The following is a 14,028-nucleotide window of genomic DNA, read 5'->3' as shown; positions in this document are numbered from 1 at the left end:
GACTGTGCAGCATCAAATAACCGTAAGCTGACTGCTTTGCAGCCAGTTCTTTCAATCGATACCGAAGTGCTGAATCATCAGTTGGCGCCGCTACATATCGAAAGCTCGATCTGCCTAAACAAGCCAGCCTGCAAGCAGCTCTTTCACTTAAGTTATGATGTTCAATCAGATGTGTGACCACCTCTTTACGCTGAGCGGTCTTTACCACTTTTTTGAGAGAACATCCTTCATCGCATCGACCTCAAGTAACTTCTCCGCTAGAAGCTTCTTGAGTTTATTGTTTTCAGCTTCAAGCTCACGAAGGCGTTTGGCTTCGTTAACCTCAAGACCAGCATATTTACTTCGCCAGTTGTAAAAGGTTCCAGCTGATACATTTAGCCTACGGCAGATGTCATCTACCTTGGCTCCTGCCTCATGCTCTTTGATCGCCTTAATGATCTGTTCTTCGGTGTAACGCTTCTTCATATCGAGATCTCCATCCCTTTAGGTTAAATGGAAATCTCATCGAGGTCATGGTCTAGTTTTTGGGGGATAGGTCACAATTATCTGCTGCGTAAATTGTTATCGAGCCGCCATTATCAAATTTAAATGGCACGGCGTTGTCGCATTCAATTACTTCAAATCCAAGCATTTCTAACTTTCGCTTTACAAACTTTGAATCATAGTTGTGAATTATAACCGGTTTTTTAAATGGTAAAGCTTTAAAAGTTCTCTCACTAAGATGGTCTGGATGAATATGCGATACATAAATATAGTCGTATTCTAATTTTTCAAAATTTTTGCTTTCAAAAGGAGGGTAGTGATACCAACTTCCATAGTATTCTCCATCTGTTAACCAAGGATCTGTTAATACTTTAATTTCGCCTAGATGTATAATTTGGGTTGAGCTTTGAAGATGTGTAATTTTCATTGTTTATTATTCCTTCTGATAATTAACCTTTCAGCAGCAGATGATTTAAGCAATAGATCAAAATCTTTGCAGAGTCGCTTTACTTTTCTCAGTGCTTTAGCTTGTTCGTTCTTCTTAGCTTAAATCATCTGCTGCTGAATTGTTCAATTTCAGCTTTCATATCACCATAAGAAATCATTACACACCTCCATAGGTTGCAAATAAGTCTTAAATTATCGAGTCATCAAGGGATTGCCAGCCAGCATGCTTCGAACCAGTGTAGATTGGATTTAAAGGGATAATGAAAACCAAAAAAGTCTGCTAACAAAAAATCAGAGAAATTGCGTATCTCATCTATCGATTGCCTATAACCCTTGCTGGAGATCCAGCAACAACCAGAAAATCCTCAACGTCGTGCGTGACTACCGAACCAGCCCCGATAACTACTCCATTCCCTATGCTAACTCCGGGGCAAATTACGGCATTTACACCGATCCAGCAGTCATCACCAATTGAGATCGGCTTGTCGAGTCTGCTCAAATCACCTTCAATTTCAATAATCCTCTCTTCTTGCTCCCTGATGCTTAAATTCGAATATTCTCTAAACGGATGAGTACCTGATGAAATAAATACGTTTGGCGCAATAATACATGATCTACCAATCTTTATATTACCATTCAGGGTTGCTCTTCTTTGAACAGTTGTGTCATCTCCTATGCAGATTAAACCCGCCACATCAACTTCTACACTATGTGATATCCACACACGATTCCCAAGAATCAACGCCCCCCCCCCCTCTAAATTAAACAAGCAATCTCTTTTAACTCTAACTCCGTTCCCAATTATCGCTCTAGAAATCATTCCTTTATAAATACCTGACGGACTTAGCCAGGATCGCTTCGCGATAAAGTAAAAAAATACAGTGAGCGAATGGAAGATTGATCGAGTGTAGATTGACATTAGCTTTTTCATCTATATGCAACTCGGGCAGAATTAAACAACAACAGAATATAATTTATGATAACTGAAGTAAGAATTGAATAATATATCATATTGATACTCCCAACGTTTTCGAAAAAAACTTTTATGAATGACAGAGATATTATAAAATTAAAAATTCCAATTAATGCAATGCATATCAATATACGCTCCCTCCGGCATATCAAAAGATAGGAGCTCCAAAAATCAGAAACACGAATTATTGCTAGTGTGTAAACCAATGGAAAAAAATTTAGAATATCAACATAATCCGCAAAGTAAATTGGAAGATAAAACTCCAAAAAATAACTAAAAGGAATATAGCACAAGAAACCTGAAATGATTAAAGTGAATGCTATTTTTAATATTAATATATAATTTTCTTTCATACGCTCAGGCTTTTGAGCCAATATTGGATACAAACTCGAGTTAAGGACAACTTGAAAAGATTGAGCCGCCAAAACGATTATCATCGAAAATGAATACAAAGCCTGAGAAGGCTTATCAAGAAAAAAAACGGATAGCCATCTATCAATATTTTCAGCGCCAAAAGAGACCAACATCAACATCATCAAGCCTAAAGGCTCCTTCCATCTAACCTTTCTTATTCCCAATGCAGCAATATACAAAAACCTTAAGGTCGATATATTATTTTTTACAAACGTTTGGATAAATATAAAACTGCAGACCAACAGCGTTGCAATCGCCTCCACTAAAATTGTAGTCGAGGCGGTTTCAAAACAAATGGAAGCTAAATATCCAGCGAAGAAAACCAGAATTGATCTCGAAAGGTACTCCATAGAAAACGTAACCATCATTAAGTTACTTCGACTGAATATTGTTAGCAAAAGGAATGTTTGCTGCAAAGCACCATGCGCAAGGCCTGCTCCAACTACTTTCCCACTATAGGTAGATTCTGATGGGTAGGTAAAAACCCAAATCAGCAGAAAGAACACGCCCAAAAATAAAGTTACTATGATTGCCTGCGCTATGTTTTTCAGTGATTTTGTCAGTTTCCCCTGTTTCAGATACAGAGGCAAATCCCTCTGACTTATTGACTGCAGCCCCAATGCGCCCAACACACAAAATGATGAGGAGATCAAAAGACTCACGTTATAGCTTGCATATTCCTCTACATTCAACACTTGAGCTTGTACTAAGCTTCGCGCGAGCATAAGCACCATAGACAACCCTAGTAGCGGAATATAGCCCAGCATCCGAGTCCGAGTCCGAGTCCGAGTCTTTTGAATCATCTATGGGTACTTAGTTTATCATTCGGAGTTGACTTGGATCTCGCTCATCACTAACTACTCCGAAGTCGTTCAGTGAAAACTGGAATTGTAAAAGTAAACGGGCACTCTTTTTTGGGGTTTTGCCTTTATGTATTGACCATGTATCTTCTGCGAATCCGTCGCCGGCTAAGCCGGCAACTTCTACAATATCTTCGACGGGATAGTGAGAAGTTATTTCATCATCAGAGTAACGTCTTATATTCCATCTATCTAATAATGTGCGGGTTGGCGGTTTTCCTTTGGAATTTTTCACAACTACGTGCCCGCCATCTCCGATCTCAACATCTGTTAAATAGAAGAAAAACTTGAAAAACCTAAAATCATCAACATCGCGGTGAAATTTATGAGCATGACGGTACCGATCTTCGTCAGACGCATTCACCGGAAAAGTCCACCAGAGGTTCACTCCTACAAATCTGGAATTTTCGCCCAAGTATCCTTTTGCCACTTTATGGAGCATCGGGTCATTAACTAGTTGACCAATTTCTCTGCATTCATGCGCACTATTAAAATATTGAGCTACGAGTATTTCTTTATTGAGTTTTTTTGAGGCTTCGGCGTGCTCTCTAACGTAGAACCCCTTATCAAGTTTTCGATCTGCATAGCAACAAGCGCTCTCAGCGTACTGTCGAATGCCCTCGACAATATCTTTCGGCAGTTTTATACCAAAAGATACACCTGTTTTTTTTAAGTCTTGAATAATTCTATGTTCATCGATATTTGGAAAGACTGTACTAGAACTTATTGTTCTCGCGACCGCTGGCTGTCTAATTTTCAGCATTTTGATTATATTAGGTGCTAACACTCGAAAGATTTCAAACCTGGCAAAAAGTCGCATCATTGAATAGGAGGGATGATCCAGATACTGCTTCATACGCTTCAGGTAATTCATTGCTTATTTACCCCTATCAATGTCATCGAAACTTACAGGCTCACCAAACTCAACGTGACGCAATAATCTTCTGCCGATCACCTGGTCTAAATGCTTCGGTGCTATCCCAAAGCCCGGTCGAACACTGCGAACATCGGACGGTCCGATGATCGTACCTGCAGCTAGGGAGTTGACGAAGTAGAGGGACCTGCGGAATTGAATATTGCCTACCTCGCTGGATTTTCTACCGTAATCTATACTTCCAATAGATCTCCACGCAGTTTTCGAATTCCTGCAAAGCTCACTTAAGTCCTGGGGTTCCAATGAGAAGCTGTCATCAGGCCCCCCGCCGTTGCGATCTAAGGTGAAATGTTTTTCAATAATAGATGCTCCGAGCACTAGGCCCGCGATAGCTGTCGTATTATCCAGAGTGTGATCTGACAGCCCCGTCACTAGACCAAAGCGTTCGATCATATCGCCGATGGTACGCAGGTTGTAATCTTCTGCGGGGGCCGGGTAACCGCTGACACAATGGAGAATCGCCAGCTCTTTACAACCACCCTCTCGTGCGGCGGTGATGGCTTCTTGGATTTCCTCGGCATCTGCCATGCCGGTGGAAATAATCATCGGCTTGCCCGTCGCTGCCACGTAGCGAATCAACGGCAGGTCTACTGCTTCAAATGATGCAATTTTGTATGCAGGGGCGTTCAGTTCTTCGAGCAAGTCTACTGCAGTAGTATCAAAGGGAGAACTAAATATGGTAATGCCAACTTTTGCCGCGTATTCGAACAAGGGCTTGTGCCACTCCCAAGGCATATGTGCCTCTTCATAGAGATTATAGAGTGTTCTACCATCCCACAAACCACCTTTGATTTTGAATTCTTCAGAGTCTGAGTCCAGCGTGATGGTGTCGGGGCGATAGGTTTGTAGCTTGACAGCGTCGGCACCTGCTTTGGCAGCTTCGTCGATGATTTTGAGTGCAGTTTCCAGCTTACCGTTATGGTTAGCGGAGAGTTCAGCAATTATATAAGGTGACTGATTCCGCGAAATTTCCCGACCTGCTATTACAATTTTAGGCTCGTTCATAAATTAACCCTCAACTGGTCCTCGCCACTCGGCACTCAATAGACCAAAGCACAAAACATCATGAAATTGGATGCCATCAAAGTGATGTTCCCGCAGGCAGCCTTCTTCTGTAAAACCTAGTCTTTTATGAAAGGCGATTGAGCGTGTATTAAACCCAAGCGCTTGCCCACAAACTTTGTGAAGGTTTAACTGTGCGAATGCATAGTTTAGTGCCAGCTTTCCCAAGCTACTGCCGCTGCCCTTGGGTGCATCAGGTGACAGATAAAAGCCCCAGTCTGCCACTTCGACGCTTCGGGTACGTGTAATGTTTACAAAGCCTTGCGATTTACCATCTTGTACATAAATCAGCAGAGCTACTGCTGGGTTGTTGCTCGCGTTGGCGAACCAACCCCGATGCTCATCCAGCCGGATTTCGTGGGTGGAATACATGTTAATTCTCACCTCCGGGTGGTTACGCCATTCTAGCACCTGCTCAAGGTCATCCTCGACCATCTGACGTAGCCTATGTTCGTTCATCAACTTCATCTTTCAATAGCGCTCATAATGCTGACGACTTTGAAAACCCCGTTACCATCTGTGATAAAGGCCGCCGCGTTGCTCATATCCATTAGGTAAGCCGAATTTGATAGCTCTGTAAAAATTGAAGGCAACATTTCTCCTATCAGTGAAGGTTCACAAATCGTTCTCGCTGCACCTGCGGTTTCTAATGCCTCTGCGCCAGATACTTGATTCTCTGCTAATACTACCAAAATAGCGGGCAGCCCAAGGCAAGAGCGCTCCCATGAAGTACCTCCCGCTGCACCTATAGATAAGTCTGCAAGAAACATCCGCTTTGCCATATCTTGCACATCTACACTTACCCTTACTGTAAATTGCAACTGTGCTGCTTGCCGGCGGACTTCCTTCAAATATGGGGCAGTAGCCCCCATAATGATATCCAGCTCAGTACCGACTGGTAGTGACGACTGCGCAAGTGCTGTAAGTACCTGACCGGTCGCGTTGGTGCAATCAACACCGCCGAGTGAGATAAGAATGCGTTTAAGTTTCGGGGGCTTTCGGCGTATCAGGCTTTGCTCTCGGAACTCTGCAAATTCAGGTCGCAATAGCGCATAGCGTGGGCCAACCAATCGAAGGCACTCAAGCGGTAACAGCCCGTCATAATCTTCTGCAACACGGCCAAGGTTCTGATCTAACAGTAGTGCGCATTCGTGTGGCCGATTTGCCAAATCATCGATCACCATGATTTTGCTCACTGCGCTTGAAAGCGTGCGTTCCCACTGTGCATCAAGTGCGTAATGGTCTACGACCAGCCAGTCCGGCTTTAGTGTTGAAAACGCTTCCAACGTTTCGTTGGCATCCACTTGCCAGGGTACGCCCAACCAGCGTGCGTAGTCGTCGGATGCGATTCTATGCTGCTGCGGTGGAGTATCTGATGAAGCCGGTAACAAGGTTAGGTTGTGACCTTTACTGACGATTAAATCACCAAGATGCCCAGGATGTTCTCGGCAAATGAACCAGCATTCATGGCCTTGGCGAGTAAGTGCATCTGCTAGTGTCAGGCAACGCTGGACATGCCCAGTTCCAATTTGTACGGAAGCATCAGTCCTAAAAAATATTTGCACAAAAGGAATCTCTTAAGTATCTGGATAACACTACAGTGAATCACCCTTACGAAAAAAACTCCTCAAATATAACACTATATTCGCGATTAGTGATCTATGTTTGACAATACTATTTTTATCGATTTTAGAAATATGCATTGGTTTAAAGTTCTGTTCACGTAAAGCTTTTAAGACGTCAATCTCAAAGTTGCGATTTGAAGCTTCATATGCTTCATCAAGTATCATCCTACCGGCCATAAAAATATTTATGGCATCACTCGAATAACCATCAATCAACGAATAGCTATTTGCCGAATCCATCTTAATATTCCTCGATAAAAAAGGAAGTCGGTATGCCATTAGGTAAACGAACCTAAGCGCATTAATAGAAAAAACATCAGAGTTTTTGTAAGCGCCTTGCTTAAATATCAAATTAATATCAGATCCATTAAGTTCACTATCATTATATAAATTAATAGATATTCCCGCCTCAGAGAAATGATTCGGTGATATGCTGATTACTAACTTACCTAAAATTGCTGCTTCAATAGCAGCCGAAGATACTGAAACCAGTACAACCTTCGACTGGGAAATCAGTTGGTTGGTCGATGTTTCATCAGAAGAGTCGATGTACTGGTAACCTTTTTCCATCGCCCATCTTCTGTAGTCTTCATTAAGATGAGCTCCATCAATTCCTCCGATTCTTTCAGACCATACAGGATGTCCACGCACCAAAACCTGATCTGGATCTAATTGTAATTTAGTTATTATCTTTTCAAATCCATCAATTTGAGAAGGCCATTGCATTTCCCAATCAGGATGGTTTGAAACTTCACACATGCTGCTAGGTAGAACAAGCAACTCATGTTTTATATGCTCAACAAATTCCGATGAAGTTAATTTATTTGTGTATTGTCGCCACTCATTATCTGACGTGCCCGAAAATCTCTTATATAATAGCTCAGCTGCAGCATTACTTTGCTCCTGCGTAAGCTGCCGCTCTTTCCAAACGACTGACTGACTATGAATATATTTTAAACCGAGACAATCTTCGTCTCTGAGAATCTGAAAACCATCGCCGAACCACGTTCGTTCAAAAGAGTAAGTTTTTAAACCCGCATCCACGCATGCCTTAAAAATAGAATTCAGCATATCCATACGGCCATTAAAAACAAATACAGAATCTAGATCTCTTCTATCAATCCAGTCTCTGGCCGATGTGTAAGCACTTTTTGATAACGAATATAGACCTTTGAAATCATCATCCAGAAAAAATTCTTCTCTGAACGCCTCAAACCTTTTTATCGAAGTAAAACTAGACCTTGCACCCTTGGCTACTTCAGGGTCAATTTCGACAGCCTTTACATCCGCAGGTTTATGTTCTATGAAGTCAATGTTACTTCTTGTTATACGATTTATTTTGGAGATCTTGCAGAGCTTACAAGCTACAGACGACGAACGACCGAGAAGTTTAGAATAGCAATTATTGTCGCTTCCAGAACAGTCTAAAAAACAAACATTATGCCCAGCTTCATTCAGTATTTTCTCCAATATCCTCGACTGCTCAACGTGTAGTCGCCAAGGATAAATAACTACTATGCCAATATTCATAGATTATCCTTTAAATAATATCTGAACACTTACCCTCTCATTCGAATCCTTTGAAAAGGAATCTGAATAATGAGAAAAGCTGTGTTTCTCGATTAAAAAATAACCTTTCTCAATAAAATATCTTCCGTAATCCTCTTTATAAGAAAAAACATCATCAGCATGCGAATATTTATTTACAATCGATTTGAGTGGATCAAAGTCTGTAATAATAAGGAAACCACCATCCCGTATTAATTTATCGGCCTTTGCTAACATCTCTTGTAGCTTATCCCTGGGGATCAGATACAAACAAAACCCGAAAAAAACCATATCGAACTGGCCATCATTTAGCTCTACATCTTCTAACGTTCCCACTTTAAGATCTAAGGAACGTTTTGTTCTAGCAAGTCCCGAATCTATTGCTTTTTTTGACGGATCAATACCGACCCCTCGTGCAGCAAAACTCTCACATAGCGCTTCAAGCTTTCGACCATCAGCGCAACCTATTTCCAGAATTGAATTTATTTCTTCATGAAAATATTTTAATGTTTCCTCAATAAATTGAGTGTCTACGCTTTTACCTCCAAGTTCGAGAGCTGATTTATTTCTATCAAACCAAGCATCGCCTTCGCCGGTCTTAAATATTTCACTTTGATTCATAAATCAATTCAGTCTTTTAAACCCGCCATGACATACAGGCCCCTTCAAAAGCCCGTCTACATCTAATCCATTCTCACACTTGGCAATAATTTCAAAAACCTTTTCTAAATTAAACAAATATTCTTCAATGATATCTTTTTTATGTTCTGTACACAGGTAAATTGAATTACTTGCCAGGTAACCCCGATTTAGCATCTCTTGAGTTATTAAGGTTTTATATTTCAGTGAATTAGAGCTTTCAAAACTAAAGCCTGTTAATGCTGGAATCCCCCAATGCTTAATTTCCAATTCGTATTTATCCGCCAGAGCTTGCCATTGGCTTTTAATTTCTAAGCCCGTTTTTGTTATGTACTCCCAAGACTTCTCTCTTTGCATCACCTCTAATGTTTTCAAACCTGCCACTGAACCGATACGCTCCGTCCAAAAAGTACTACTAATGAAGCTCGTCTGAGCTGCCTCCATAATTTCTCGACGCCCAATAGTTGCAGTAACAGCGTAACCATTGCCCAAGGCCTTTCCAAACATAGCCATGTCTGGTTCGACACCATATTTTTTATGGATTCCACCAAATGTTTCCCTAAAACCAGAGGTACATTCGTCAAAAATTAAAACTATACCCCTGTCGGTTGCTAGTTGTCGGACTTTGTGGAGAAAGCCATCTTCAGGCCCCATGTTCCGGACAACTTCCATTTTTATCACACCGATATCGTGCCGGTTTATCAGGCCCGTCAAGCCTTCGATATCGTTGTAGCTAAACGGATAGACTGTCCCTTTAAGATTATTTGGAACACCGTTTGGCTCTAGCCCTGGTAATAAGTGGCCAGCTAAGTTTTCGTCATCACCCAAGTTTGCCGACAGATACCAGTCATGCCAACCATGGTATCCACATACCGCAACCTTATCCTTGCCGGTAGCTGCACGAGCGATTCGAATAGCTATGGCATTAGCTTCGCCCCCGGACCGAGCAAAACGCACCATGTCTGCCCAAGGATGGAGTTCAATTAATTTTTCGGCTAAATATACCTCTTCAGGTGCATTTAATGTCGACATATTTCCGTTATCGACAACCGCCCTAACCGCGTCATCAACCTCTGGATGGCCATAACCAAGAGTGTTAGTGCCTATACCCATAATGCTCATGTCAGTGTAGGCGTTGCCGTCCAAATCCCAAACGGTGCAGCCCTTGGCCTTACTGAAATAAGAGGGCCATTGATCTGGCAAAAACATTTCTGTACGCTTGGATAACAGCATATTGCCACCCGGTATTACATTTTTAGCGCGTTTCCAAAGTTTTTGCCCTTCGCCCATCATAGCTCCTTCGTTTCGTATTATCTGTTGATTGGTCTCGAATCTGTGAGGCTCAATTCGCTGGAGCTCAGCAACTTCCTTCCAGCTAAAATCTATTCGTGGTGCAAAATACTCAAACACTTGCCTGATCACCTGTAAATCGGCAACCTCATCCACTGTCCAACGCCATGCCGATAGATCCTCAGCTCCGGTTAAACCTTTTACTAAGTAGCGTCCTGAATTACGTAAGAACGGCGTGACATGCTCTCTATCAAAACGGTCAAGTGCTAACAGTTCTGATTCTTTTAATGCAGTATATTTAAACACTTCTATGTCTAAACCGTCCGGGTATGTCGGTGGAAAGCAGTTGCTGACGTAATCAGCTTTTGATGAATTGAAGTGTTCGATTACCGTATCGACTAGTTCGGCATCAACTAAGGGACAATCACCTGTGATTCTAACTATAACATCCGCCTTACTGACCTCTGCTGCCGAAACGTAGCGATTGAGTACGTCTTTTTCATCACCCTGAAAGCAATGGTACCCGAGATCTTTGACATGGGTTGCTAGAGGACGGTTCGCAGCATCCGTAGATGTTGCAACAACTATCTCGTCAATCAATTTAGACTTCGAAAGGCGGTTTAATAGAACCTCTATCAACGGCAAACCGCCCACCGACTTCATTACCTTTCCTGGCAATCGACTTGACCCCATTCTGGCCTGCACAATAGCAACAACTTTCATAATAAATTCCACTTAGCAGGATTGAGAACACGTAAATCTTCGATGAACGGTTCAAATTTATTAAATATCGATAGAGTATCTAATGAACTTAGCATTTGCTGTAGTTGCTCCACTGAGTTAACGCCAATTACTACTTTTTCAACTCCTTCTAAATTAACCGCATGACTTAGACACGCCTCGAGAGGCGTTTGATTTTTATCAGCGAGCCATTCGTCCCAACGTTCAAATGAGCTTTGCCACGGATTAAATTTGGACGGTCGCTCGGGCCTTGACATTAACAACAGACCTTGTAAGAAGATTGATCGAATATGAACTGCTACACCCGCAGATGATAATTTTTCCAGCCAACCGCTGGTTACCAATCTTTGATCGAAGGGGTTGTAGGGTGCTTGAATTAAATCAAACGATAATTCGGTGGGCAGGTCATCAAGTTCTTGGGGCTCATAAATTGATACGCCTATCCGCTTAACATACCCTCTGTCTCTCGCGGCACATAAATGTTTGTAAAGTTCGTCACCTAAGTTGGTGGCTAGTTGCTGAGGCCGGTGAAGCAGCAAGCCATCAAGCTGATCGATTTGCAACCGGTTTATGGATTCAGCGATCTGTTTATCTACCCAGGCTCCGATATCGTACACATCCTGAGGCACTTCAGGTAACTTGGTTACTACCGAAAAATCCCTACACCCTACTTGTCCTAACACTGTTTCGCTATCGCCATATGCAATTGCAGTATCCAGAGTGGAAACGCCAGCTTGTCTAGCCGTTTGAATTACGTTAAGTGCATCTGTGTAGGGAACTTTGCCGTTTTTATTTGCAACACCGTAGTCTAAACCGAACTGAACAGTTCCAAGGGCTATTTTCTCAGCAAAGCTCATGTTCTTGTTAGCTTCCTGAGCGCTTCTACGACATCCAACTGTTCTTTATCACTCAACCCCTGATACATGGGGAGACTTATCGCTTCGGAGTAATAACATTCAGCTTCCGGAAAATCGCCCTGTTTGAAACCCATCTTTTGATAGTAGGGCTGAGTATGCACCGGAATGTAGTGGAGATTGACTCCGATACCATGCGCCCGCAGTCCCTCAAAGACTTCTCGATGACTCCTTGCGCATTTATCAAGATTCAGCCTAATCACATATAGGTGCAGGCCCGAGTAGCTATCTTGGTGCTGAAACGGCCTAATAACAGGAAAGTTTTCTAATAAAATATCGTATTGCTGAGCTAACTGATGTCGGCGCGAGACGAACGCATCAAGACGTTCCATCTGACTAATGCCCAGTGCGGCCTGCAACTCGGTCATGCGATAGTTATAACCAAGAGCAATCTGCTGGTAATACCATGGCCCATCCGAATCGTGAGTCATTAAACTCTGGTCACGTGTCACGCCGTGACTACGATAAAGATTCATCTTTTCAGCGAGAAGATCATTATTGGTAACTGCCATCCCCCCCTCGGCAGTGGTAATAATTTTTACCGGATGAAAACTAAAGACTGTAATATCGCTGTATCGACAATTGCCGATATATTCACCCTGATACTTACCACCAATCGCGTGAGATGCATCTTCGATAATCTTAAATCCAAACCGCAGCGATAACTCATAAATGGCCTGCATCTCACAGGGTTGGCCGCACAGATGAACTGCTACAAGTACCTTTGGCAGTTTACCGTTATGCTCAGCGTCTACCAGCCTGGCTTCAAGAGCCCTTGGGCATAAGTTATATGTGTGAGGATCGATATCAACGAAATCTACCTTCGCCCCGCAGTAAAGACCACAGTTGGCTGAAGCCACAAAGGTAACGGGGGTTGTCCAAAGCCAATCCCCCTGCCCGAGCCCGAGTGCCATGCAGGCAACGTGAAGTGCGCTGGTGGCACTATTAACTGCGAGTGCATGTTTAGCTCCCACCTTGTAAGCGACCACTTTCTCAAACAAAGGCACTTTAGGCCCTTGAGTTAAAAAATCAGACTGTAACACTCCTACAACAGCATCTATGTCTGTTTGGCTAATATCCTGCCGGCCATAGGGAATCACTATATACTCCCGATTTTTTCGCGGTTTATATCGATCCAAAGTTGAAGCTCGTCATCGCTCATCCACTCGGTATTGTTGTCGCTTGCGTAAACAAATCCTTCGGGTACTTTTACGCCATCTTTAATGCGATTGACGTCCGTATCCCAATTATTAATCTGCGGCAATATCTTGTAGTGTTCGGAGTATTCGTACGTAAAATAAGCATCCTCAGCACCAATCATCTGCTCATGCAATTTCTCACCAGGACGAATACCTACCAGCTCCTGCTTGGCTTCCGGAGCAACCACACGAGCCAAGTCAGTAACCTTCATGGAAGGTATCTTCTTAACGTAGATTTCACCACCAACCATATCTTCAAAAGCATGCCATACCAGCTCGACGCCCTGCTCAAGCGAGATCATAAAGCGGGTCATGCGATTATCAGTGATTGGCAGTACGCCTTTTTCCTTGATTGACATAAAGAAGGGAATAACCGAGCCACGCGAACCCATAACGTTTCCGTAACGGACAACAGAAAAACGGGTGCCCTTGCCACCAGCATAATGATTACCAGCAACAAACAGCTTGTCGGATGCCAATTTAGTTGCGCCATAAAGATTAATAGGACTGCTGGCCTTGTCTGTTGACAACGCCACTACACCTTTAACCTTTTTATCGATACAGGCATCTATAAGGTTCATGGCGCCATCAACATTCGTCTTAACGCACTCGAAAGGGTTGTACTCAGCCGTTGGGACGATTTTGGTTGCAGCAGCATGTACCACATAGTCGACACCATCCAGTGCACGATACAGCCGCTCACGATCACGAACATCGCCAATAAAGAAACGCACACGAGGATCATCCTGGTAGCCTTTGGCCATATCCCACTGCTTCATCTCATCGCGAGAGAAAATAATAATTTTTTTGGGTTTGTATTTAGCCAATGTCATCGGCACAAACGTATTGCCAAACGAACCTGTTCCACCGGTTATTAAAATCGTACTATTAGTTAGCAT

At 42.7% G+C, this 14,028-nt stretch carries 13 protein-coding genes and 1 pseudogene; all 14 read right to left on the bottom strand.

Annotation, left to right across the window (positions count from 1 at the left end; all coding sequences use genetic code 11):
- A pseudogene (locus XMD564_RS11435) lies at positions 1-465 on the bottom strand (transposase); the annotation flags it as partial.
- 52 nt (positions 466-517) lie between these two features.
- Complete coding sequence (locus XMD564_RS09855) at positions 518-910, bottom strand: MBL fold metallo-hydrolase (protein WP_173508260.1); 393 nt, start codon at positions 908-910, stop codon at positions 518-520.
- 333 nt (positions 911-1,243) lie between these two features.
- Complete coding sequence (locus XMD564_RS09850) at positions 1,244-1,699, bottom strand: DapH/DapD/GlmU-related protein (RefSeq protein WP_217364298.1); 456 nt, start codon at positions 1,697-1,699, stop codon at positions 1,244-1,246.
- 158 nt (positions 1,700-1,857) lie between these two features.
- Positions 1,858-3,120, bottom strand: a complete 1,263-nt coding sequence (locus XMD564_RS09845) for a hypothetical protein (RefSeq protein WP_173508259.1) — start codon at positions 3,118-3,120, stop codon at positions 1,858-1,860.
- Positions 3,121-3,130: 10 nt separating this feature from the next.
- Positions 3,131-4,051 carry a hypothetical protein gene (locus tag XMD564_RS09840; protein ID WP_173508258.1) on the bottom strand — a complete coding sequence of 307 codons (921 nt, stop codon included), beginning with the start codon at positions 4,049-4,051 and terminating at the stop codon, positions 3,131-3,133.
- 3 nt (positions 4,052-4,054) lie between these two features.
- On the bottom strand, positions 4,055-5,116 hold the full coding sequence (pseI, locus tag XMD564_RS09835) for a pseudaminic acid synthase (protein ID WP_173508257.1): 1,062 nt from the start codon (positions 5,114-5,116) through the stop codon (positions 4,055-4,057).
- A 3-nt stretch (positions 5,117-5,119) separates the two neighbouring features.
- Positions 5,120-5,641: a UDP-4-amino-4,6-dideoxy-N-acetyl-beta-L-altrosamine N-acetyltransferase gene (gene pseH, locus XMD564_RS09830; RefSeq protein WP_217364297.1), complete on the bottom strand. Its 522-nt coding sequence runs from the start codon at positions 5,639-5,641 to the stop codon at positions 5,120-5,122.
- Positions 5,638-6,738: a UDP-2,4-diacetamido-2,4,6-trideoxy-beta-L-altropyranose hydrolase gene (gene pseG / locus XMD564_RS09825; protein ID WP_173508256.1), complete on the bottom strand. Its 1,101-nt coding sequence runs from the start codon at positions 6,736-6,738 to the stop codon at positions 5,638-5,640. The genes pseH and pseG overlap by 4 nt, the downstream gene beginning before the upstream one ends.
- Before the next feature lie 30 nt (positions 6,739-6,768).
- The gene (locus XMD564_RS09820; RefSeq protein ID WP_173508255.1) at positions 6,769-8,328 is read right to left on the bottom strand and encodes a hypothetical protein; all 1,560 of its coding nucleotides are present in this window, start codon (positions 8,326-8,328) and stop codon (positions 6,769-6,771) included.
- A 3-nt stretch (positions 8,329-8,331) separates the two neighbouring features.
- Positions 8,332-8,967, bottom strand: a complete 636-nt coding sequence (locus XMD564_RS09815) for a bifunctional 2-polyprenyl-6-hydroxyphenol methylase/3-demethylubiquinol 3-O-methyltransferase UbiG (protein WP_173508254.1) — start codon at positions 8,965-8,967, stop codon at positions 8,332-8,334.
- 3 nt (positions 8,968-8,970) lie between these two features.
- Positions 8,971-10,998, bottom strand: coding sequence for an aminotransferase class III-fold pyridoxal phosphate-dependent enzyme (locus XMD564_RS09810; RefSeq protein ID WP_173508253.1), 2,028 nt, complete (start codon positions 10,996-10,998; stop codon positions 8,971-8,973).
- The gene (locus tag XMD564_RS09805; RefSeq protein ID WP_173508252.1) at positions 10,995-11,873 is read right to left on the bottom strand and encodes an aldo/keto reductase; all 879 of its coding nucleotides are present in this window, start codon (positions 11,871-11,873) and stop codon (positions 10,995-10,997) included. The genes XMD564_RS09810 and XMD564_RS09805 overlap by 4 nt, the downstream gene beginning before the upstream one ends.
- On the bottom strand, positions 11,870-13,030 hold the full coding sequence (gene pseC / locus XMD564_RS09800; protein WP_173508251.1) for a UDP-4-amino-4,6-dideoxy-N-acetyl-beta-L-altrosamine transaminase: 1,161 nt from the start codon (positions 13,028-13,030) through the stop codon (positions 11,870-11,872). Before pseC ends, XMD564_RS09805 begins: the two co-directional genes overlap by 4 nt.
- Positions 13,030-14,028, bottom strand: coding sequence for a UDP-N-acetylglucosamine 4,6-dehydratase (inverting) (pseB, locus tag XMD564_RS09795; protein ID WP_173508250.1), 999 nt, complete (start codon positions 14,026-14,028; stop codon positions 13,030-13,032). Before pseB ends, pseC begins: the two co-directional genes overlap by 1 nt.

The sequence above is a fragment of the Marinobacterium sp. xm-d-564 genome, from assembly GCF_013283345.1.
Classification (GTDB): Bacteria; Pseudomonadota; Gammaproteobacteria; order Pseudomonadales; family Balneatricaceae; genus Marinobacterium_E.
The sequence above is the reverse complement of the archived record's forward strand: the minus strand, read 5'-3'. Positions and strand labels throughout refer to the sequence as shown.